This window comes from Bradyrhizobium sp. USDA 4502 (assembly GCF_054063355.1).
Genome location: NZ_JBSSGF010000001.1, coordinates 908,855 through 928,502 on the forward strand (window position 1 = coordinate 908,855; position 19,648 = coordinate 928,502).

17 protein-coding genes are annotated in these 19,648 nt (G+C 65.7%); 10 read left to right on the forward strand and 7 right to left on the reverse strand.

The genetic code is table 11. From position 1 onward, the window contains the following. Positions 1-75: 75 nt before the first annotated feature. A complete protein-coding gene (locus ACVW1B_RS04060) occupies positions 76-1,452 on the reverse strand; it encodes an aminotransferase-like domain-containing protein (RefSeq protein ID WP_456821197.1) in 1,377 nt (458 codons plus the stop codon). A gap of 95 nt (positions 1,453-1,547) precedes the next feature. On the opposite strand from ACVW1B_RS04060, the gene ACVW1B_RS04065 reads away from it, so the two are divergent. After that, positions 1,548-1,973, forward strand: a complete 426-nt coding sequence (locus tag ACVW1B_RS04065) for a DUF983 domain-containing protein (RefSeq protein ID WP_057018899.1) — start codon at positions 1,548-1,550, stop codon at positions 1,971-1,973. Positions 1,974-2,297: 324 nt separating this feature from the next. Here ACVW1B_RS04065 and ACVW1B_RS04070 read toward each other — a convergent pair whose 3' ends face one another. Then, on the reverse strand, positions 2,298-3,497 hold the full coding sequence (locus ACVW1B_RS04070) for a multidrug effflux MFS transporter (protein WP_249796145.1): 1,200 nt from the start codon (positions 3,495-3,497) through the stop codon (positions 2,298-2,300). 330 nt (positions 3,498-3,827) lie between these two features. On the opposite strand from ACVW1B_RS04070, the gene ACVW1B_RS04075 reads away from it, so the two are divergent. Then, the gene (locus ACVW1B_RS04075; protein WP_253603213.1) at positions 3,828-5,162 is read left to right on the forward strand and encodes an MFS transporter; all 1,335 of its coding nucleotides are present in this window, start codon (positions 3,828-3,830) and stop codon (positions 5,160-5,162) included. A 180-nt stretch (positions 5,163-5,342) separates the two neighbouring features. On the opposite strand, the gene ACVW1B_RS04080 is transcribed toward ACVW1B_RS04075, so the two are convergent. The 4 genes from ACVW1B_RS04080 to ACVW1B_RS04095 all read right to left on the reverse strand — a co-directional run bounded on the left by ACVW1B_RS04080 (position 5,343) and on the right by ACVW1B_RS04095 (position 9,392). After that, entirely contained in the window at positions 5,343-5,975 is a 633-nt protein-coding gene (locus ACVW1B_RS04080; protein WP_456821198.1) for an aspartate/glutamate racemase family protein, read from the reverse strand. A gap of 163 nt (positions 5,976-6,138) precedes the next feature. Next, a complete protein-coding gene (locus tag ACVW1B_RS04085) occupies positions 6,139-7,149 on the reverse strand; it encodes an amino acid ABC transporter substrate-binding protein (protein WP_456821199.1) in 1,011 nt (336 codons plus the stop codon). Positions 7,150-7,161: 12 nt separating this feature from the next. Beyond that, the gene (locus ACVW1B_RS04090) at positions 7,162-8,511 is read right to left on the reverse strand and encodes an aspartate aminotransferase family protein (RefSeq protein ID WP_310881425.1); all 1,350 of its coding nucleotides are present in this window, start codon (positions 8,509-8,511) and stop codon (positions 7,162-7,164) included. A gap of 5 nt (positions 8,512-8,516) precedes the next feature. After that, a complete protein-coding gene (locus ACVW1B_RS04095; RefSeq protein ID WP_456791826.1) occupies positions 8,517-9,392 on the reverse strand; it encodes a MurR/RpiR family transcriptional regulator in 876 nt (291 codons plus the stop codon). Between the two features lie 155 nt (positions 9,393-9,547). Between ACVW1B_RS04095 and ACVW1B_RS04100 the strand changes: the two genes are divergently transcribed. The 4 genes from ACVW1B_RS04100 (at position 9,548) to ACVW1B_RS04115 (ending at position 12,928) form a co-directional block, all read left to right on the forward strand. Beyond that, positions 9,548-10,735, forward strand: coding sequence for an amino acid ABC transporter permease (locus ACVW1B_RS04100; RefSeq protein ID WP_375166977.1), 1,188 nt, complete (start codon positions 9,548-9,550; stop codon positions 10,733-10,735). A 1-nt stretch (position 10,736) separates the two neighbouring features. Beyond that, positions 10,737-11,858, forward strand: coding sequence for an amino acid ABC transporter permease (locus ACVW1B_RS04105; RefSeq protein ID WP_253603206.1), 1,122 nt, complete (start codon positions 10,737-10,739; stop codon positions 11,856-11,858). A 356-nt stretch (positions 11,859-12,214) separates the two neighbouring features. Continuing rightward, positions 12,215-12,724: a hypothetical protein gene (locus tag ACVW1B_RS04110; RefSeq protein ID WP_253603204.1), complete on the forward strand. Its 510-nt coding sequence runs from the start codon at positions 12,215-12,217 to the stop codon at positions 12,722-12,724. Between the two features lie 81 nt (positions 12,725-12,805). Then, positions 12,806-12,928: a hypothetical protein gene (locus ACVW1B_RS04115; RefSeq protein ID WP_256520758.1), complete on the forward strand. Its 123-nt coding sequence runs from the start codon at positions 12,806-12,808 to the stop codon at positions 12,926-12,928. Between the two features lie 10 nt (positions 12,929-12,938). Here ACVW1B_RS04115 and ACVW1B_RS04120 read toward each other — a convergent pair whose 3' ends face one another. Further along, entirely contained in the window at positions 12,939-13,976 is a 1,038-nt protein-coding gene (locus ACVW1B_RS04120; protein ID WP_253603202.1) for a DUF4274 domain-containing protein, read from the reverse strand. A gap of 170 nt (positions 13,977-14,146) precedes the next feature. On the opposite strand from ACVW1B_RS04120, the gene ACVW1B_RS04125 reads away from it, so the two are divergent. From ACVW1B_RS04125 to ACVW1B_RS04140, 4 genes are all read left to right on the forward strand, one after another. Then, positions 14,147-14,941 carry a FadR/GntR family transcriptional regulator gene (locus ACVW1B_RS04125; RefSeq protein ID WP_141343101.1) on the forward strand — a complete coding sequence of 265 codons (795 nt, stop codon included), beginning with the start codon at positions 14,147-14,149 and terminating at the stop codon, positions 14,939-14,941. Positions 14,942-14,985: 44 nt separating this feature from the next. Then, positions 14,986-16,404 (forward strand): amidase family protein, encoded by a 1,419-nt coding sequence (locus tag ACVW1B_RS04130; RefSeq protein ID WP_456791830.1) that lies wholly within the window; start codon positions 14,986-14,988, stop codon positions 16,402-16,404. 39 nt (positions 16,405-16,443) lie between these two features. Further along, entirely contained in the window at positions 16,444-17,874 is a 1,431-nt protein-coding gene (locus ACVW1B_RS04135; protein ID WP_456821200.1) for an amidase family protein, read from the forward strand. A 390-nt stretch (positions 17,875-18,264) separates the two neighbouring features. After that, positions 18,265-19,485 carry an ABC transporter substrate-binding protein gene (locus tag ACVW1B_RS04140; RefSeq protein WP_456821201.1) on the forward strand — a complete coding sequence of 407 codons (1,221 nt, stop codon included), beginning with the start codon at positions 18,265-18,267 and terminating at the stop codon, positions 19,483-19,485. Positions 19,486-19,648 lie beyond the last annotated feature (163 nt).

Below are 19,648 nucleotides of genomic sequence, written 5' to 3' on the forward strand. Positions count from 1 at the left end.
GCAGAGTTTTAGCGGCGCGCGCTCCCGCGCACCATAATCATTTTGGAGCGAGTTTATTCCCGGCGATCGCCGGAATTATACGATTTGGGTAGCGCCGACGGGCGTGCGCACCGCATTCGACAGCACCTGCAGCGCCTGGCTCAGTTCGGCGCGGTTGCGCGCCGCACCCAGCGACACGCGCAGGCCGCGCGGCGCGGCATCGCCTGCCGCAAAGGCGTCTTCGCCGACCACGGCGAGACCGTTGCGCATCAGATGCGACAGCAGGTCGGTGCCGTCGAAATGCTTCGGCAGCGGCATCCAGAGATGGTGGCTCGCCGGCCGCGCCGCATAGCTGACGCCTTTGAGGAAGCGGGCCGCGAGCTGTTGGCGCGCCGCGGCCTCGTTTCGGATGGCGCGGATGATGTCGGCGGCGACGCCGGAACGCAGCCATTGCGTGACCAGCGCGACCATCAGCGATGGCGGCATCTGCATGGTGGCCTGCATGCCGGCGCGCATGCGCTGCTCGGCGGCGGCATCGGGCGCCAGGAGATAGGCGACGCGCAGGGCCGGCGCGATGCATTTTGCGATGCTCGCGGCGTAGTAGGTGCGCTCCGGAATCAGGGTTGCGATCGGCGCCATCTGCGGTTCGAGCGGCCCGTAGACGTCGTCTTCGATCAGGACGCAGCCGCGCTTGCTGATGACATCGGCCACCGCCTTGCGTCTGATCGCGCTCATCGTCGCCGTGGTCGGGTTTTGCTGCGTCGGCACCAGGTAGACCGCCTTCGGCTTGTGCTTGCGGCAGGCCTCGTCGAGCGCGTCGGGCCGCGCGCCCTCGGCGTCCATCGCAACCCCGACCAGGCGGACATCAAGCCGCGCCGCCGCGGCCTTGATGCCGGGAAAGGTCAACGCCTCCGTCACCACGACATCGCCCGGCGATGTCAGCGCCAGCAGCGTGTTGAAGATGATCGCCTGCGAACCCGGATAGATCACGATGCGGTCGGCCGCCGCCTGCGGCACCCGCGGCGCGAGCCACGCGGCGCCGGCCTCGCGCTCCTCAGTGGTGCCGCCCGGACGCGCATAGCCGAGATAGGCGGAGAACCCGGCCTCGGAGCGGATGGTCGCAAGTCCCTGCGCAATGCGCAGGTCGAGATTGGCCTCGACCGGCTGCGGCGGCAGGTTCATCGACAGGTCGATGTTGACGGGCGCGGGCAGGTCGGAGGTGGCGCGCGCGGTGGTCTCCGAGACGAACGTACCCTGGCCCACACGGGCGTCGAGCAGTCCGCGCCGCCGCGCCTCGCCATAGGCGCGAGTCACCGTGGTCAGATCGATATCGAGCGCTGACGCCAGCGCGCGATGGGTCGGCAGCCGCTGGCCGCGCACCAGCCGGCCGCTCGCGATGTCGGCGGCCAGCGCATCGACGATGCGCAGGAACATCGGGCCGTGCCATTCCGAAACTGTAGGGATCCAATCCATGCAATCCGACGCTTTGTCTTTGATTGTAGGTGCTCGAATGCATATTGTATGGATCATCAGATCGGGTCAAGGACAACGGCCAAAGGAAAACGACGATGACCGAGACGGTTTCCCTGCCAAAGGCGATGTGGCGCGGCTTCACCATGAAATGCCCGAACTGCGGGCGCGGCCATCTGTTCGGCCGTTTCCTCAAGGTCGCCGATCACTGTGAGGTCTGCAGCGAGGACTTCACCCCGCAGCGCGCCGACGATTTCCCGGCCTATCTCGTGATCGTCGTGGTCGGCCACGTCGTGGTGCCGGCGCTGCTGTGGCTCGAGATGAACTACGCGCCGCCGGCCTGGCTCCAACTGGCGATCTGGCTTCCATTCACGCTGTTCAGCGCGCTGGCGCTGCTGCAGCCGACCAAGGGCGCGATCGTGGGCCTGCAGTGGCAGCTGGGGATGGAGGGATTCGCGGCGACGCGGCGTGCGGTGGCGCCCGCCCGGGCGCAAAGCAGCGTCGGACGGACTCGCGAAGCCTGACGCGATCTCAGAATTGTAGCCCGGATGAGCGAAGCGATATCCGGGAACAGCAGCCCCGCATATCGCTCCGCTCATGCGGGCTACAGTGGTGTAACCAGTCAGAATTGTAGCCCGGATGAGCGAAGCGATATGCGGGAACAGTTGCCCCGCATATCGCTGCGCTCATGCGGGCTACAGCAGCGGGTCAAGTCAGGATCGTAGTCCGGATGGAGCCAACGGGTCGCGCGAACGCGCGCCCGATGACAAGCTCCGCGTAATCCGGGATCCTGTCGCCCGCACGATGAATCCCGGATTGCGCTGCGCTGCATCCGGGCTACGGATCAATCAAATCGGATGATGATGCGGCCGGAACATCCGGCCCTTCTCCGTTACCAAGACGACGGCGAGCGCGGCCAGCGTGCAGAGGAAGAAGCCGGTCGCGAACGGCGCCAGCGTGCCGTTGTAATCCTGGCCGATCGTGGTGCCGACGCCGATCCCGAGCAGCGTCGTGATCGTGCCGTACAGCGAGGAGGCGGTGCCGGCGATCTTGCCCTGCGGCTCCATCGCGAGCGCGGTGAAATTCGCCATCATCAGCCCGAACGCGAACATCATCAGGCCCGACAGCACCATGAACAGCGGCAGCGACAGCGTGTCGGTCTTCACCGCCAGCAGCAGGGCGCCTGCGACGACGGCAAAGCCGGTCAGCGCGGCGTGCGAGATCACGCGCATGCCGATGCGGCCGACGATGCGCGAATTGAGGAAGCCGGCGATCGCGACGCCGACCGCGCAGGCCGCGAAGGCGACCGGGAAGTAATGCCCGAGCTTGAAGATCTCGGTGAAGATCTGCTGCGAGGAGAACACGAAGGCAAACAGCGAGCCCTGCACGCCGCCGGCGGCGAGCGCGTAGCCGAGCGTCTGGCGATTGGTGACGGTCTGGCGAAACGCGGACAAGACCTCCGGGATCGCCAGCGACTTGCGCAATTCCAGCGGCAGCGTTTCCGGCATCCGCATCGCACTCCAGGCCAGCGCGATCACGCCGTAGATCATCAGCAGCACGAAGATGCCGCGCCAATGCGTCAGCAGCATCACCGCCTGGCCGAATGACGGCGCGATTACGGGGACTGCGATGAACACCATCATCGCCAGCGACATCACGCTCGCCATCCGGCGTCCAGCGTAGCAGTCCCGCACGATCGAGGTCGCGATCACGCGGGTCGCCGCGGTGCCGAGCCCTTGCAGCGCGCGCGCCAACAGCAGCGTCTCAAACGAGGGCGCCATGATCGCGAGCAGGCCGGCGATGGTGTAGACGGTCATGCCGCCGAGCAGCACCGGGCGGCGGCCGAAGCGGTCCGACAGCGGGCCCATCACGAACTGGCCGACGCCGAAGCCGACCAGGAAGATCGACAGCACCATCTGCGGGCGGTTGGCGTCGGCGATCTGGAACGCGGAGCGGATGTTCGGCAGCGCCGGCAGCATCATGTCCATCGCCAGCGGGTTCAGCGCCATGATCGAGGCGATGACGACGACGAATTCCGGGAAGCCCATCGGGCGGTGGCCTGAGGAAACCCAGGCATCGGCATTGATGTCAGACACTTAGCAACCTCTTGGGAATCCTCGCATCGTAGCGACCTTGTTGCGATGCACAATTGACGTTTCGGGATAGCTGCCCGCCGATCGCGGTCGAGGTAACGGGGTCGGGAACCGGGGCCAAAAGCACAATTCGCCGAATATCGTTGCGGCTGCAACTATTTTGCTCGTGTGGTGCGGAAACCTCTGCTAATCCCGGGCCCAGCATCCGTGCGGGACAGGCGCATCGCCGCCGACCACGCCCGCGCGGCCAAGAACAGGTTCAAGAACGGGTTTTGGGGAGGCGACATGTCCATCGAACTGTCCGCGCGCTCGCGCGGCGCTGAACTGTCGGATGAGGAGCGCAAGGTCCTCACCGCAACGCTCGTCGGCACCACCATCGAGTGGTACGACTTCTTCGTTTACGCCCAGGCGGCGGGCCTGGTGTTCGGCGCGCTGTTCTTCGCGCCGATGAACGCGAACAATCCGCTGCTGGCGCAGATCGTCTCGTTCGCGACGCTCGGCCTCTCATTCCTGTTCCGCCCGTTAGGGGCCATCGTCTGCGGCCATCTCGGCGACCGCTTCGGGCGCAAGAACATGCTCGTCGTCACGCTGCTGTTGATGGGGGCGGCGACCGCGCTGGTCGGCCTGCTGCCGACCTACGCACAGATCGGTGCCTGGGCGCCGGCACTCCTTATTCTCCTGCGCATCCTGCAAGGCTTCTCGGCCGGCGGCGAGTGGGGCGGCGCGGCGCTCATGGCGGTGGAATCGGCGCCCGTCGACAAGCGCAGCTTCTTCGGCTCGTTCCCGCAGATCGGCACGCCGCTCGGCATGATCCTGGCGACCGGCGTGCTGTGGGTGCTCACCGCGACGCTCGGCAAGCAGGCGATGATCGAGTGGGGTTGGCGGATTCCGTTCCTGCTGTCGATCATGCTGATCGTCGTCGGCATCGTGATCCGCCGCACCGTGGAAGAGTCTCCGGTGTTCCAGGCGATGCAGCGTCGGCACAGGGAATCCTCTGCACCGCTGCGCGACCTGATGCGCAATCACAGCAAGGAGATCCTGCGCACCGCGTTGATCTTCATGGCCAACAATGCGGCCGGCTACATCCTGATCGCGTTCATCATCAGCTACGGCGCCAATACACTGAAGATGCCGTCCGAGCAGCTGCTGCTGATCGGCACGCTCGCGGCGGTCAGCTGGTTCATCTTCACGCTACTCGGCGGTATCCTCGGCGACAAAATCGGCCGCGTGCGCTGCTTCCAGATCGGCTACACCCTGATGGTGCTGTGGGCGGTGCCGATGTGGTTCCTGATCGACAGCAAGAACCTGCTGCTGTTCTTCGTCAGCGCGGTCGGGCTCACCATCGCGCTCGGCCTGTCCTACGGCCCGCAGGCGGCGCTCTACGCCGAGCTGTTTCCGGCCAAGGTGCGCTATTCCGGCGTCTCGATCGGCTATGCGCTCGGCGCCATCTTCGGCGGCGCCTTCGCGCCGATGATCGCGCAATGGATCATCGGCACCTACGGCCAGTCCTGGCGCGTCGGCGTCTACATCGCGGTGCTGTCGCTGATCTCGCTGATCACGGTGTCGACGATTAGGGATCCGCAAGGCGTCGATCTGAACGTGCACGACGCGGGCGGGTGAGCGGCCTGACGAAGATTGGCGGCTCCGTCATTGCGAGGAGCTCGCGACAAAATTGCGAAGCAATTTTGCGCTGAAGCGACGAAGCAATCCATTATCCGCATAGCGGAGCGATGGATTGCTTCGCGGAGCCTGTCATCCGGCGGCGCTTCGCGCCGACCGGGTGGCTCGCAATGACGGAGATCAAACCCCCAGCATCGCCTTTAGCTTCTTGACCGCGCTGTCGGGTGTCGTCAGCACCTCGCGGCCGGTGACTTCGGCGACGCGCTCAGCCGCCGGCGCCATGCTGTACTGCGCGAGCGCGATCAGATCGCAGTCGGCGAGGTCTCTCGACGCCTCGACCACGATGCGGTCGTGCTCGGCGCGGTCGCCGCGGTCGAGTGCGGCCAGCGCGCCCTCGGCAAGCTTCGGCACCAGCGTGACCTGTGACGGAAATTCCGGCGGCATCGAGACCAGCGTCGGCGGGAAGGTTGAGAGCAGGCCGATCCGCTTGCCCTTCGCCACCGCCTGCTCGATCATCGCCTCGTTCGGCTTCAGCACCGGCATCGGCGCGTGCGCGCGCGCCACCGCCTCGATGCACGGCCCGAACGCCGAGCAGGTGAACAGGATGCCGTTGGCGCCGGTGCTTGCCGCATAGCGGCCCATGGTCAGAAATCGCTCGGTCATGCGCTCGTCAAGCTTGCCGTCGCGCGCGAGGTCCGCCGACAGGCTATCGTCGAGCAGGTTCATCAGCCGCGCCTCCGGCCAATGCCGTGCGAACGCTGCCTCGATCGGCACGATCGAGTGTTTCAGGGCGTGAATCAGGGTGATGCGCATCGATGTTTCTTGCTCTCCCTCTCCCCGCTCTTTCGCGGGGAGAGGGTTGGGGTGAGGGGCTCTATCGTCGTAACAGGTGAGAGGACGGTATGCGGAGGCTCCCCCTCACCCGGATTGCTTCGCAATCCGACCTCTCCCCGCAGGCGGGGCGAGGTGACTTCACTTACTTGAACGGAATCGCGTACATCAACCCGCCCTTGCTCCAGGTGGCGTTGAGGCCGCGCTCGAGCTTCAAGGGGCTGGTCTTGCCGACATTGCGCTCGAAGATTTCGCCGTAATTGCCGCCGGCCTTGATCGCGGCGAGCAGCCATTTGTTGTCGAGGCCGAGGCGCGAGCCGAGATCGCCCGACGCGCCCAGCAGGCGCTGGATCGCCGGGACCTGCGACTTCGCCATCTCGTCGGCATTGGCCTGGGTGACGCCGAGCTCTTCGGCCTCGATCAGGCCGTAATGCAGCCAGGTGATGATGTCGCTCCAGACTTCATCGCCGTTGCGGGTGAACGGGCCGAGCGGCTCCTTGCTGATGGTCTGCGGCAGCACGACATAGTCATCGGCCTTCGGGGCTGCGGTCGCGACCGCGCCTGCGAGCGCGGAAGCATCCTGGGTCATGGCATCGCAGCGGCCGCCGAAGAAGGTCTGGTACATGGTGTCGACGCGGTCGAACACCAGCGGCTTCCAGTCGATGCCGTTGGCGCGGCCGTAGTCGCCGAGCGTCACTTCATGCGTGGTGCCCTGGGCGACGCACACCGTGGCGCCCTTGAGGTCCTTCAGCTCCTTCACGCCGAGGTCCTTCTTCACGACAAAGCCCTGACCGTCGTAGAAATTGACCGGTCCCTGCCGCAACCCAAGCGTGGTGCCGCGCAGAAAAGTCTGCGTCGAGTTGCGGTAGAGCACGTCGATCTCGCCCGACTGCAGCGCGGTGAAGCGGTTCTGCGCGGTCAGCGCGACGTAGCGCACCTTGGCGGGATCGCCGAGCACGCCGGCGGCAAGCGCACGGCAATAGTCGACGTCGAGGCCCTTGAAGTTGCCTTGCGAGTCCGGCGCCGAGAATCCGGCAAAGCCGGTCGAGACGCCGCACACCAGCGTGCCGCGCTGCTTGACGGTGTCGAGCGTCGCCGCGCTCGCGGTTGAGAGTCCTGCGACGAACAGGCTCGCCGCGATCAATACGTTCCTCATTCTGTCCTCCTCCTAATGACCAACGTCTTTCAACGCGCTGTCTACCGCAGCGCCTAGCCGCTCGACGATCATGTCGATGTCGCCGGAAGTCGCGATATAGGGCGGGGCGAGCAGCACGTGATCGCCGCGCTGGCCGTCGGCGGTGCCGCCCGACGGATAGCAGCCGAGCCCGCCGGCGAAGGCGGCGGACTTGATCCGCTGATGCAGTTTCAGCTTGGGATCGAACGGCTGCCGCGTGGCACGGTCGGCGACCAGCTCGAGCCCCCAGAACAGGCCGCGGCCCCTGATGTCGCCGACATGGCGATGATTGCCGAACCGTTCGGTGAGCCGCTGCTCGAGCTGGCGGCCGCGCTCCTTGACCTGGTCGAGCAGCTTCTCCTCAGCGATCACCTTCTGCACCTCGAGCGCGGCGGCGCAGGCGAGCGGATGCGCCAGATAGGTGTGCCCGTGCTGGAATGCGCCGGAGCCGTTGCGCACCGTGTCGACGATCGTGCCGCTGGCAAGCATCGCGCCGATCGGCTGATAGCCGCCGCCGAGCCCCTTGGCGACCGCCTGGATGTCGGGCGAGATGCCTTCCTGCTCCCATGCGTGCAGCGTGCCGGTGCGGCCCATGCCGCACATCACCTCGTCGAGGATCAACAGCGCGCCGTGGCGGTTGCAGATCTCGCGCACCGCCTTGAAGTAACCCTCCGGCGCCGGCACGCAGCCGGCGGTGGCGCCGACCACGGGCTCGGCGATGAACGCCGCGACTGTATCGGGGCCGAGCCGCTGGAATTCGGCTTCGAGCTCGGCGGCAAGGCGCGCCACGAATGCCGCCTCCGATTCATCGTCGCGCTTCTCGTGATAGGCGAAGGCCGGCGTGACATGGCTGAACGAGGGCGACAGCAGCGGCGCGTAGGGCTCGCGGCGCCAGGCATTGCCGCCGGCCGACAGTGCGCCGAGCGTATTGCCGTGATAGCTCTGGCGGCGCGCGATGAAGCGGGCGCGCTTCGGCTCGCCGCGCTCGATGAAATATTGCCGCGCCAGCTTGATCGAGGCCTCGATCGCCTCCGACCCGCCGCTGACGAAATAGACATAGCCGAGGCCGCCGGGCTCGTGGCCGACCAGCCGCTCGGCGAGCTCTTCCGCAGGTTCGGAGGAGAAGAAGCCGGTATGGGCATAGGCAATCTTCGAGGCCTGCTTGGCGATCGCGGCCAGGATGCGCGGATGCTGATGGCCGAGGCACGACACCGCGGCGCCGCCGGAGGAATCCAGAATGCGGTGGCCATCCTCCGCGATCAGCCAGACGCCGTCGCCGCCGACCGCTTTCGGCGGGGTCTCGCGCAGGCTGCGATGCATCACGCGGCTCTTGTTGGCTGCCATGACAGTCATCCTTTCTCGACGAAATATTGCGACATCTCGGCAAGCCGGCCCTCGGTCTCCTCCAGCTTGCGCTTTGCCCCGGCGCCGCCCAGCGTGAAAGCGACGGCCGCAAGCGACTGCGCGACTGCGATCGCGCCGGTCAGACTCGGGAAGAAGCCGGGCGAGGAGGCGGCCTCGAACAGCAGCAGATGATCGGCGCCCTCGGCCATCGGAGCTGCGATGGTGTCGGCGATCGCGATCAGCGCAGCACGCGCCTGATGCGCCGCACGCGCCGTCTCGACGCTGACCAGGGTGTAGGGCGCAAAGCCGATCACGACCACGGCGTCGCCCGAGCGGAAGGCGCCGTGGTCGAGATCGAACGGGCCGGAGCCGCCGACCAATTGCACGGCATCGGGGCGGAACAGGCGAAGCTGATAGGTCAGCAGTTCCGCGACGCTGCGGCAGCTGCGAAACCCTGATATCCAGATCCGATCAGCCGAGTGCAGCGCACGCGCGGCTTCCGCGATCGCGCTCGCTGAAATCCGCGCAAGGCCCGCGGCCTCGGCTTCCAATTTGTCGTGCACCAGTTTGACATCGGCATTCGGCCCGGCGCGGCGGCTCCTGGCGCGGCCGGAGAACGGCGAGCCCTGCGCCGGCCGGCGCGCCTCGGTGAGCGCGGCGCGCAATTCGTCCCAGCCGGAATAGCCGAGCGCCTTGGCAAGACGGGTGAATGAAGCTGGATCGGCGCCGGCGACCGAGGCGAGCTCGCGCATCGAGCGGGTGGTGGCGTCGTAATCATTGGCGGCGACGAACCGGCCGACCTCCTGCAAGCGCATCGGCAGCGACGGCAGTGCGCTGCACAATTCGTTCAGGGGCGATGGTTTCGGCTGAGCCTGGGCCATGAAACATATGTTGCACAAATATTAATTTGGTGCAACATATGACGCGCGCAGGATTTGAGGTTGACGCGTCTTCTTCACGCGAACCGGGTATCCACTTCGCTCGAAAACGCTCTTGCGCATGGCAGAAGATCGCTTCTCACTGGGGTCCTTGTGCTGTGACGACATCGACGCCGAAACGCCCTCCCGCCCGGCCCTGGCGGCTTTCGCTCAGCGATCCCCGCGTCGCGGGCCTGTTCTGGCAGATCCTGGTGGTCGCCATCGCAGTCGCCGTCGTCGCCTGGCTGTGGTCCAACGCGGTCCATAACCTCTCGGTGCGGCGCATTTCGACCGGCTTTGCCTTCCTCGGCCGTGAAGCCGGCATGCCGATCGCCGACAGCTGGATCGACTACACGCCGAAGAACACTTACCTGCGCGCGTTCATCGTCGGGGTCGTCAACACGCTGCGCGTTGCGGTCATCGGCATCGTGCTGGCGACCGTGATCGGCACGCTGGTCGGTATCGCGCGGCTGTCGTCGAACTGGCTGCTGGCGCGGCTCGCCGCCGTCTATGTCGAGGTGCTGCGCGACCTGCCGCTGCTGTTGCAACTCCTGTTCTGGTACGTGCTGATGCAGGGCCTGCCGGCGGCGCGCCAGGCGTGGAAGCCGGTCGACGGGGTCTATCTGTCCAACCGCGGCCTGGTGCTGCCGTCGGTGCCGCTGCATGAGGCCAATGGCTGGACGCTCGCTGCGCTGGTCGCCGGCGTGATCGTCTTCCTCATCGTCAGGCGCCGCCTGATCGCGCAGCAGATGCTCGATGGCAAGGCGCGGCCGGTCTGGCCCTACGCGCTCGGCCTCATCATCGCGCTGCCTGCGCTGGTGTCGTGGCTTCTGGGCGCAAGCTGGAGCGTCATGCTGCCCGAGCTGCGCGGCTTCAACTTCGTCGGCGGGCTGACCCTGGCGCCGGAATATTTCGCGCTGCTGATCGCGCTGGTCACGTATACTTCGGCGTTCATCGCCGAGATCGTACGCAGCGGCATCCAGGCGGTGCCGCGCGGCCAGTCGGACGCGGCCAAGGCGCTCGGGCTGAAGCGCAGCTTCGTCCTGCAGCACATCGTGCTGCCGCAGGCGCTGCGCGTCATCATCCCGCCGATGACCAGCCAGTATCTGAACCTGACCAAGAATTCGTCGCTCGCGGTCGCGGTCGGCTACCAGGACATCGTCTCGATCGCCAACACCACGCTGAACCAGACCGGGCAGGCCATCGAGTCGATCGCGCTGATCATGATGGTGTTCCTCACCATCAGCCTCGGCATCAGCCTGTTCATGAACTGGTACAACGCGCGGATCGCGCTGGTGGAGCGCTGACATGAGCTCGGTCGCACATCTCCCGCAGGATCCGCTGCCGATCGGCCGGCGCCGCGCGCGGCGCACGCTCGGCGGCCAGATCGTGGCCTGGCTGCGCGCCAACCTGTTCGCGTCCGTAACGTCGAGCATCATGACGCTGCTGCTGCTGTTCGTGCTCGGCAAGGCGTGCATCGGCCTCTGGCAATGGGGCATCGCCAACGCGGTCTGGATCGTCTCGGGCAACGACACCAGCGCCTGCCGCGCGCTGCGCGGCGTCGGCGCCTGCTGGGCGGTGATTCCCGAGAAGTACCGCTTCATCCTGTTCGGCACCTATCCGTTCAGCGAGCAGTGGCGGCCGGCGCTCGCGGTCGTGATCTTCATTGCGCTGTTCGTGATCTCGAGCCGCCGCAGCTTCTGGCGCAAGGAGCTGTTCCTGCTGTGGGCTGCGGCCTTGATCGCGATCGGGTGCCTGATGTGGGGCGGCTTTCTCGGCATGTCCTTTGTCACGCAGGACCGCTGGGGCGGGCTGCCGGTGACGCTGATCCTGGCGACTTTCGGATTGGCGTTCGGCTTCCCGCTCGGAATCCTGGTCGCGCTCGGGCGCCGCTCCAAACTGCCGGCGATCCGCTCGCTCTGCGTGCTCTATGTCGAGCTGATCCGCGGCGTGCCGCTGATCAGCCTGTTGTTCATGGCGAGCGTCATGTTTCCGCTGTTCATGCCTGACGGCGTCAACATCGACAAATTGCTGCGCGCCCAGATCGCCTTCATCCTCTATGCCGGCGCCTACCTTGCGGAAGTGGTGCGCGGCGGTCTGCAGGCGGTGCCGCGCGGACAATATGAGGCCGCCGACGCGCTCGGGCTGTCCTACTGGGAGAAGAACGCGCTGATCGTGCTGCCGCAGGCGATCCGCCACGTCATCCCGCCGCTGGTCAACACCTTCATCGCCTTCTTCAAGGACACCAGCCTGGTCCTGATCATCGGCATCTTCGATCTCTTGACCACCGCCAAGACCGCGATCGTCGATCCGGCCTGGCAGGCCTTCAGCGTCGAGGTCTATGTGTTCGTCGGCGTGATCTACTTCGTGTTCTGCTTTGCGATGTCGCGCTACAGCCGCGGCCTCGAGGCGCAGCGCGCGCACGGCTGAGCGATCCGGATTCTCCGTCGCTTGCCTCCCTCACATGCTGCATCCTTCGGTGCCGGCCTGTTCGCATCCGCAGCCGTGTGCTTTGATTTCTGGAGCGGCCTGTTCTGGCTTTAACGATGCGGCAACCAAGACTTGGCCGATGGTTGGCGCAAAGGCGCGGCTGGCACAGAGTGCACTAGGCGATGTTCCGCCCGTAACTTATCTTGAGCGCGATTGGATTCGCGAGCGCGCGCGATGACAGAAATCATTGTTCGCGCGGGCATCGTTCAATCTGGACTGAACGCAAATGCTGCCGTTGATTTGTTGATTTGGTGCGGGCCTGACAGGCTTTACTTTTTGATTTTTGCCGTACGCCAATGGCCGAAGACAACGCCGCCTATCCGGAAAGCACCCGAAGCCAGGTCCACGATGCCCTGCAGGGCTTTTCGACTGATGAGCTTCGCCAACTCCTGGCGGAGATCGAGCAATTCCTGAGTGTTGAAGCCAAGCCTCGCCGACCGAGACTGCGACTGGCGGGAGGCACATACGTGAACGAGTATACCGCGCGCGCAAACATCGACCACTATCTGGATCTGCTGAAGCGCCCGGACGTTCCAACCAACACGAGATCGATGCTCAACAAGCGGCTGCTTGAGGAAGAAGACAAGCTCGGCCGCCGACGCGAGCAACTGGAGTTTGCCGAAAGCAGGGCCGCGGCCTGCCGGGATCGCGCAGATCGCCAGCGGCGTCTGGCGGAATCGTTTGCCCCTGGTTCGGTTGACCGGGAGCAGGCCGAAAGGCTGCTGGTCAATTTCGAGGCGCTCGCGCAGTTCGTGGAGGGCTTTTGTCGCCAGATGCGCCACACCGTGAACCATAGTCCGCTTTAAGCGAGACGCCGCCTCGGTTCCGCGGGCTCCTCGTCATCACCATCGTACAGCGTCCGGTCGCCCTTTGACCGCGTAGGCGCTTTGCCTCGGGGCGATGCCAAACGACCGGGGGGTACGCTGTTCGTCGGCGTGATCTACTTCGTGTTCTGCTTTGCGATGTCGCGCTACAGCCGCGGCCTCGAGGCGCAGCGCCTGTCGAATTGAGGAGGCGTGATCATTCTTGGCAACAGCGCGGAAAGTCCCTGCCGCACCCGAGTTGCTCGCGCTGCTGTTTCCAAGCCGTAAAGCCCAGCCTCAACTGGCAGTCCTCGTAGAAATACGCTGAATTCGCCTGCCGTCCGCCAAACCGGCGCAGTTTCGGTCCCGGCACTGTCCACGGCAGCGGACGACCACTGGCCTCCCGGCGCGCCACCAACTCGTCGTAGTATTGGACGTCGGACGGCTGAACTGAGGGCTGCAATTCATTGCGCAGATAATGCCCGCGTTGCCAGTTGTCGGCCACGCGCTTCATGAGATGCCATTTGCGCCGATAGCCGGAACTGAGTTGCGCCGGCTCCTCGTTGGCGAGCCCCAATGCCGCGATGAAAAAGTATTGCGCGGCCGTGCCGAGGTCGCAGTTCGGCTGCTCGAAGATCCATTCGATCACGCTATCCCGATCGTCGCTGTTGTGATCCCAGCTGTCGACGATGACGTGCCAGGTGTCGGGCGTCTGATCCTTGATCCAGAGCAGGAAGTCGTCGGGCTCGGTACTCAGCGCCGCATGCGGACACGGCCAATATTGCGACTTGAGTTCTTCGTCCGGCGCAGCCGCTTTTTTTCTGGCCTCTTCCTGCTGTTGCGCCACGGCCTGCATGGCGTGAACGGCATGCCGACGCTGCCGCATCCGCTTTGCCGTCGCGGCGTCCAGCGGTCGCAAGAGGTAATCGACGTGAGCCTCGCTCTCGGGCTCGGGAGGCAGGAAGTAGACGGAAAGCGCTGCATCCAGGCGGACGATCGCGGCCGCAGGCAGCAACTGTATGGTGTCGCAGTACGACCCGATGGTCGTGTCGCGCATCCCGATGCGCGCAGCGCGCGCTTCCAGCTCGACATCCGCGAGGAAGTAGTCCCACGACAGCCCCTCGAATGGCCGGGTCGCAAGGCCTTGAAACGTAATGCGGCTCTGGATGGCGCTTCGGTGGAGCGCAAGGTTTTCGTCGGACAGTCCCACGCCGCCACCGGATTGAGCCTGATCTCGAACTTCGTCGCCTGTCATGCCGGCCTCATTGGAATTTGCCGTGGCATTCTAGGCATCAGATGTTGATCGATCCTGAGTCCGCAGCGTCGATTTCTGCGTTTCCTGGAACGGGAGTATTGACCGATGTAGCCCGGGCGGCCGGCGGAAACGTCTTGCCATACCGTGCCGGACCTATTTATGATCATAAAATGGATAAATCGGCTCTCCCGTCCCTCGACCCTTCGCGCCGCGCCTCGATCAAGCGCAAGCGCTCGGACGCCGTCGCCGACCTGATCCGCAGCCACATCTTCCAGGCCGGCTTGCAGCCGAGCGACCGGCTGCCGCAGGAGGGCGAGCTGATCGAGATGTTCGGCTGCAGCCGCTCGACCATCCGCGAGGCGCTCAAGTCCCTGGAGGTGCAGGGGCTAGTGCAGAACACCACCGGTCCCGGCGGCGGCGCGCGGGTGGCGCCGGTGTCGATCAACCGGATCGTCGGCCTGCTCAGCAACTACTTCTACTTCCAGTCGGTCTCTACCGCGCAAATCTACCAGATCCGCCGGCTGATCGAGCCGGAGCTCGCCTTCAGCGTGGTCGGCCACCTCACGGCGGAGCATTTCGCAGCACTGGAAAAGGCGATCGCGGTCCAGGAGCATCATCCCCGTGGGGATGCCGATTGGGAACATCATCGTCACGCCGAGATCGATTTTCACGACATCCTGATCGAGGCCTGTCCCAACCCGCTGCTCGGCCTGGTGTGCCGGTTCGTCAACGAGGCCATCAGGCATCTGATCGGCAAGCTCGGCGTGCAGGAATTCGCATCCAGCTTCACCTGCGAGAATATCGAGTTTCACAAGCGTCTGATGGCCGCGTTCCGCTCCGGCAATGCCGCGCGCGCCCGGCGCGTGATGCTCGATCATGTGCTGAGCGCCGAAGCGGTGGTCGTTCCCGCGGAAGACCGGCGCATCGATCTGCCCGTGTTTCATCAGCCGTTGCGGCTCGATTGAACCGCATCGGCGGACTGCTGCATCACGCCCTGGAGAAAACGACAATGGACACGCGGCGCGAGAATGAGTTGTGGAGCTGGTCGGCCGTCGATCTGGCGCGTGCGATCGCGACGCGCGCGATTTCCAGCCGGGAAGCCGTGCGATCCAGCCTCGATCGCATCGCCGAGGTCAATCCGGCATTGAACGCCATTGTCGCTGTGCTCGCCGATGAAGCGCTGGCCGCCGCGGACGCGGCGGACGAAGCGGTGAAGTCAGGCGCGGAGCTCGGCGTGCTGCACGGCGTGCCGGTCACGATCAAGGTCAATGTCGACCAGCGCGGCTGCGCCACCACCAATGGCGTCGTGGCCTTCCGCGACGTGATCGCCACCGAGGACAGCCCGGTGGTCGCGAATCTTCGCAAGGCGGGCGCGGTCATTGTCGGGCGCACCAACACGCCGGCCTTTTCGCACCGCTGGTTCACCAACAACGATCTGCACGGCGCGACCTACAATCCGTGGAGCCGCCGGCTGACGCCGGGCGGCTCCAGCGGCGGCGCAGCGTCGGCGGTTGCCTCCGGAATGGGCGCGATCGCGCACGGCAATGATTTCGGCGGCTCGATCCGCTATCCGGCTTACGCCTGCGGCGTCGCCGGCCTGCGGCCGACGCCGGGGCGGATCCCCGCGTTCAATCCGTCGGCAACCGGCGACCGTCCGATCACCGCGCAGATGATGTCGGTGCAGGGGCCGCTCGCCCGCTCGGTCGCCGATCTCGGGCTCGGCCTTGCCGCGATGGCCCAGGCGGACGCGCGCGACGGCACATGGCTGCCGGTGCCCCTGCAAGGTGCGCCGCTCAAGCGTCCGATTGGTGTCGCGATCGCGCCCGTGCCGTTCGGCGACGAGGCGCCGGAGGTGAGCGCGGCGGTGCGCGCTGCCGGGCGCTGGCTCGCGGAGGCCGGCTTTGCCGTGGAGGAGACCGTGCCGCCGCGGCTCGCGGAGGCCGCCGATCTCTGGCATCGCCTCGTCATCAATGAGGAGCGGCGCGTGCTGGCGCCGATGATCCGCAAGTTCGGCGACGATCGCAGCCGCTACAATCTCGAGTGTCATATCGCCTACGCGCCCGAGCTCGACGGCGATCAGGTGCTCGCCTGCTTCGAGCAGCGGCTGGCGATCGTGCGGGCCTGGCAGCTGTTTCAGGAGCGCTATCCGGTCATCATCCTGCCGGTCTCGGCGCAACTGCCGTTTCGTTTCGATCAGGATCAGGAAGATGCGACGGTGGTCCGCGCGGTGCTCGACGCGCAGCGGCCGTTGCTGGCGGTGCCCGCGCTCGGCTTTCCGTCGGTCGTGGTACCGACCGGGACCGCCGGCAGCGTGCCGGTCGGCGTGCAGGTGATCGCCGGCCGCTTCCGGGAGGACATCTGTCTCGCAGTGGCCGAGCTGATCGAGGCGCGCGCATCAAAGCTGACGCCGATCGACCCGCGAGATTGAACCAACAACAAAGCACTGAACATCAAGGGAGAATATCACGTGACGAATGCACCGATCTGGCAATGGTCCGCCGTCGACACGGCCAAGGCGATCCGAGACAACGAAGTGACGTCGGAAGAGGTGGTTCGCGCCCATCTCGACCGCATGCGGGAAGCCAATCCGGCGCTCAACGCCGTCGTGGTCGATCTCGGCGCGTCGGCGATGCAGGCGGCGAAGGCCGCGGACGAGGCGCTGGCCGCGAGCAAGCGCGGAGGCGGCGCCGTCGGGCCGCTGCACGGCGTGCCGGTCACGATCAAGATCAACATCGACGTCGAGGGCCAGGCCAATTCGAACGGCGTGGTGGCATTCAAGGACAACATCGCGCCGGGCGACTCGCCGGTGACGGCCAATCTCAGGAAGGCCGGCGCCGTCATCATCGGCCTCACCAACACGCCGGAGTTCTCGCTGCGCGGCTTCACCGACAACCCGCTGCACGGCCTGACGCGCAATCCCTGGAATGCCGACGTGACCTGCGGCGGATCGTCGGGTGGCGCCGGCGCGTCGATTGCCGCCGGCATCGGCACCATCGCACATGGCAACGACATCGGCGGCTCGCTGCGCTGGCCGGCGCATTGCAACGGCATCGCCACCATCAAGCCGACCCAGGGCCGCATTCCGGCGTTCAATCCGAGCGCGACCGCGGAGCGGCCGCTGATGGCGCAGTTCATGTCGTCGCAAGGGCCGCTGGCGCGCCACGTCGCCGACGTGCGCCTCGGCCTCGAGGTGATGGCGCAGCGCGACCCGCGCGATCCCTGGTATGTGCCGGCGCCGCTGACGGGGCCGAAGCCGGCTGGGCCGATCAGGGTCGCGCTCGCCAAGATCCCCGAGGACATGGCGACCGATCGCGGCGTGATTGCGCTCCAGCGCAAGGCGGCGGATCATCTCGCCGATGCCGGCTATGCGGTCAGCGAGGTCGAGGTTCCCAACCTCAACAAGGTCTGGCAGCTCTGGTGCGACCTGATCATGACTGAGACCAGCGTGTTGCAGCAGGACCAGATGCTGGCTACCACCAGCGCCGACTTCCAGAAGACGTTCCGCGGCTTCATGGCGCTGGCCAACCCGCTCGACCAGGCCGCGTACATGAAGGCGATCGCCGAGCGCTCGCGCCATATCCGGAACTGGATGACGTTCCTCGAGCAGTATCCGCTGGTGCTGATGCCGACCACCGTGCGCAAGACGCCGGAGGTCAATGCCGATCTCGGCGGCGATCAGCGCGTCAAGGATTTGTTCTGGAACGACCTGCGCTTCATTTCGTCGATGAACGTGCTGGGGCTGCCGGCAGCGGTGGTGCCGGTGGGCCTCGATGAGGAATTGCCGGTCGGCGTCCAGATCGTCGGCTCGCGCTATCGCGAGGACATGTGTCTCGACGCCGCCGAGGCGATCGAGCGCAAGGCCGGCATTCTGGCACGGCAATTGTGGCAGCGGCGCTGAGGCGATCTCGGCGCCTCCAATCGTGTGATCTAAAGCAGGGCGAGTTTGGCTTGAATCGAATCCGCGGACTGGGTTTACCTCTCCCCACTGGGGAGAGGTCGATTTGCGCAGCAAATCGGGTGAGGGGCAGCGGCTCCAACGAGAGAGCGTAACCCCTCACCCGGCGCTGCGCGCCGACCTCTCCCAAGGGAGAGGTGAACTTCCGCCGCGGTGAAACCTCGTCGCGGCGTTCGCATGATCGGCGTCGCGCGCATGTCGCCGCGCCGGCTGCGTTCCTTCTCCCGGAATTTCTGAGCGGAAGCGCAGAGCGCCATGCCGGCGACGGGGTTGTCGGCGATCCCTGATTGCTTCAGGAGATCGTCCGAAACGTCGAAACCCCCCGGGAACGAAATGTCCATCACGAAACGCTCGCATCTCCTGGCCGCAATTGCCGCCGTGTGTCTCTCATTTGCGGCCGGCGCTACCCGAGCGGAGGATGGCGTGCTGCGGGTCGGCATCATCACCGACATGAGCGGGCAATATTCCGACGGCAATGGCCCGGGATCGGTGATCGCGGCGCAGATGGCCGCGGAGGAAATCGGCGGCACGGTCGCCGGACGCAAGATCGAGATCATTTCGGCGGATCACCAGAACAAGCCTGATGTGGCGACCGGCATCGTGCGCAACTGGATCGACAACAAGGGTGTCGACGTGATCGCCGAAGGCGTCAATTCCGCGGTGGCGCTCGCGATCCAGACCGTGACGCGCGAACGCAAGAAGCTGTTCCTGATCTCGGGCTCGGGCTCGTCCGACCTCACCGGTAAGCAATGCTCGCCGACCAGCGTGCAGTGGACTTACGACACCTACGCCTCCTCGAACGCGACGGCGAAGGCCGTGGTTGCGCGCGGCGGCACACCCTGGTTCTTCCTGACGGCGGATTATGCGTTCGGCCAGGCGCTGGAGCGCGATGCCAGCAAGGCGGTGACATCGGCCGGCGGCAAGGTGCTGGGCGCGGTCCGCCATCCCTTCGACACCGCCGATTTCTCGTCCTTCCTGCTGCAGGCCCAGTCCTCCGGCGCCAAGATCTTGGCACTCGCCAATGCCGGTTCCGACTTCCGTAACGCGGTCTCGCAGGCCGACGAGTTCAACATCCGCGCCAGCATGCAGCTTGTCGCGCTGCAGGTGACGCTCACCGACGTGCCCGCGCTCGGCCTCGCGCATGCGCACGATCTGCTGTTCACCGATTCCTTCTATTGGGATCGCACGCCGGAGACGCGCGTGTTCGCCCAGGAGTTCTTCAAGCGGCACGGCGCGATGCCGACCGCCTATCAGGCCGGCGTCAACTCGGCGCTCCGGCACTACTTCAAGGCAGTCGCCGCCACCAACTCGGTCGATTCGGAGACCGTGATCGCGCAGATGCGCAAGACCCCGGTCAATGATTTCTTTGCCCAGAACGGCCTCGTGCGCGAGGACGGCCGGATGGTGCACGACATGTACCTGATGCGCATCAAGAAGCCGGAAGAGTCCAAGAGCAAGTGGGACCTCTACGAGTATCTCGCGACGGTGCCGGGCGACCAGGCCTTCCGTCCGCTCGATGAAGGCGGCTGCCCTTACGTCGCCAAATCGCACTAGTCTCGTCAAAATCTGCATCGAGCCTTCGCGTGAGTTTTTCTGGCATCATGCGCGAGTTTTGATCGATTGTCCGGTGCCGATCCTCAAGATACTTTCGTATTGAGATCAGTCTCAGTCGACAGATCATGATCGTCGCGCAGGTCGCTGCGCGGTTCCGAGCGAA

Excerpts from the sequence above, each read along its gene's own strand:
- ACVW1B_RS04105 (WP_253603206.1), top strand. The coding sequence starts at position 10,737 with ATGAGCTCGGTCGCACATCTCCCGCAGGATCCGCTGCCGATCGGCCGG.
- ACVW1B_RS04125 (WP_141343101.1), top strand. The coding sequence starts at position 14,147 with ATGGATAAATCGGCTCTCCCGTCCCTCGACCCTTCGCGCCGCGCCTCG.
- ACVW1B_RS04130 (WP_456791830.1), top strand. The coding sequence starts at position 14,986 with ATGGACACGCGGCGCGAGAATGAGTTGTGGAGCTGGTCGGCCGTCGAT.
- ACVW1B_RS04065 (WP_057018899.1), top strand. The coding sequence starts at position 1,548 with ATGACCGAGACGGTTTCCCTGCCAAAGGCGATGTGGCGCGGCTTCACC.
- ACVW1B_RS04085 (WP_456821199.1), bottom strand. The coding sequence starts at position 7,149 with ATGAGGAACGTATTGATCGCGGCGAGCCTGTTCGTCGCAGGACTCTCA.
- ACVW1B_RS04090 (WP_310881425.1), bottom strand. The coding sequence starts at position 8,511 with ATGGCAGCCAACAAGAGCCGCGTGATGCATCGCAGCCTGCGCGAGACC.
- ACVW1B_RS04070 (WP_249796145.1), bottom strand. The coding sequence starts at position 3,497 with ATGGGCTTCCCGGAATTCGTCGTCGTCATCGCCTCGATCATGGCGCTG.
- ACVW1B_RS04075 (WP_253603213.1), top strand. The coding sequence starts at position 3,828 with ATGTCCATCGAACTGTCCGCGCGCTCGCGCGGCGCTGAACTGTCGGAT.
- ACVW1B_RS04060 (WP_456821197.1), bottom strand. The coding sequence starts at position 1,452 with ATGGATTGGATCCCTACAGTTTCGGAATGGCACGGCCCGATGTTCCTG.
- ACVW1B_RS04095 (WP_456791826.1), bottom strand. The coding sequence starts at position 9,392 with ATGGCCCAGGCTCAGCCGAAACCATCGCCCCTGAACGAATTGTGCAGC.
- ACVW1B_RS04140 (WP_456821201.1), top strand. The coding sequence starts at position 18,265 with ATGTCCATCACGAAACGCTCGCATCTCCTGGCCGCAATTGCCGCCGTG.
- ACVW1B_RS04110 (WP_253603204.1), top strand. The coding sequence starts at position 12,215 with ATGGCCGAAGACAACGCCGCCTATCCGGAAAGCACCCGAAGCCAGGTC.
- ACVW1B_RS04080 (WP_456821198.1), bottom strand. The coding sequence starts at position 5,975 with ATGCGCATCACCCTGATTCACGCCCTGAAACACTCGATCGTGCCGATC.
- ACVW1B_RS04120 (WP_253603202.1), bottom strand. The coding sequence starts at position 13,976 with ATGACAGGCGACGAAGTTCGAGATCAGGCTCAATCCGGTGGCGGCGTG.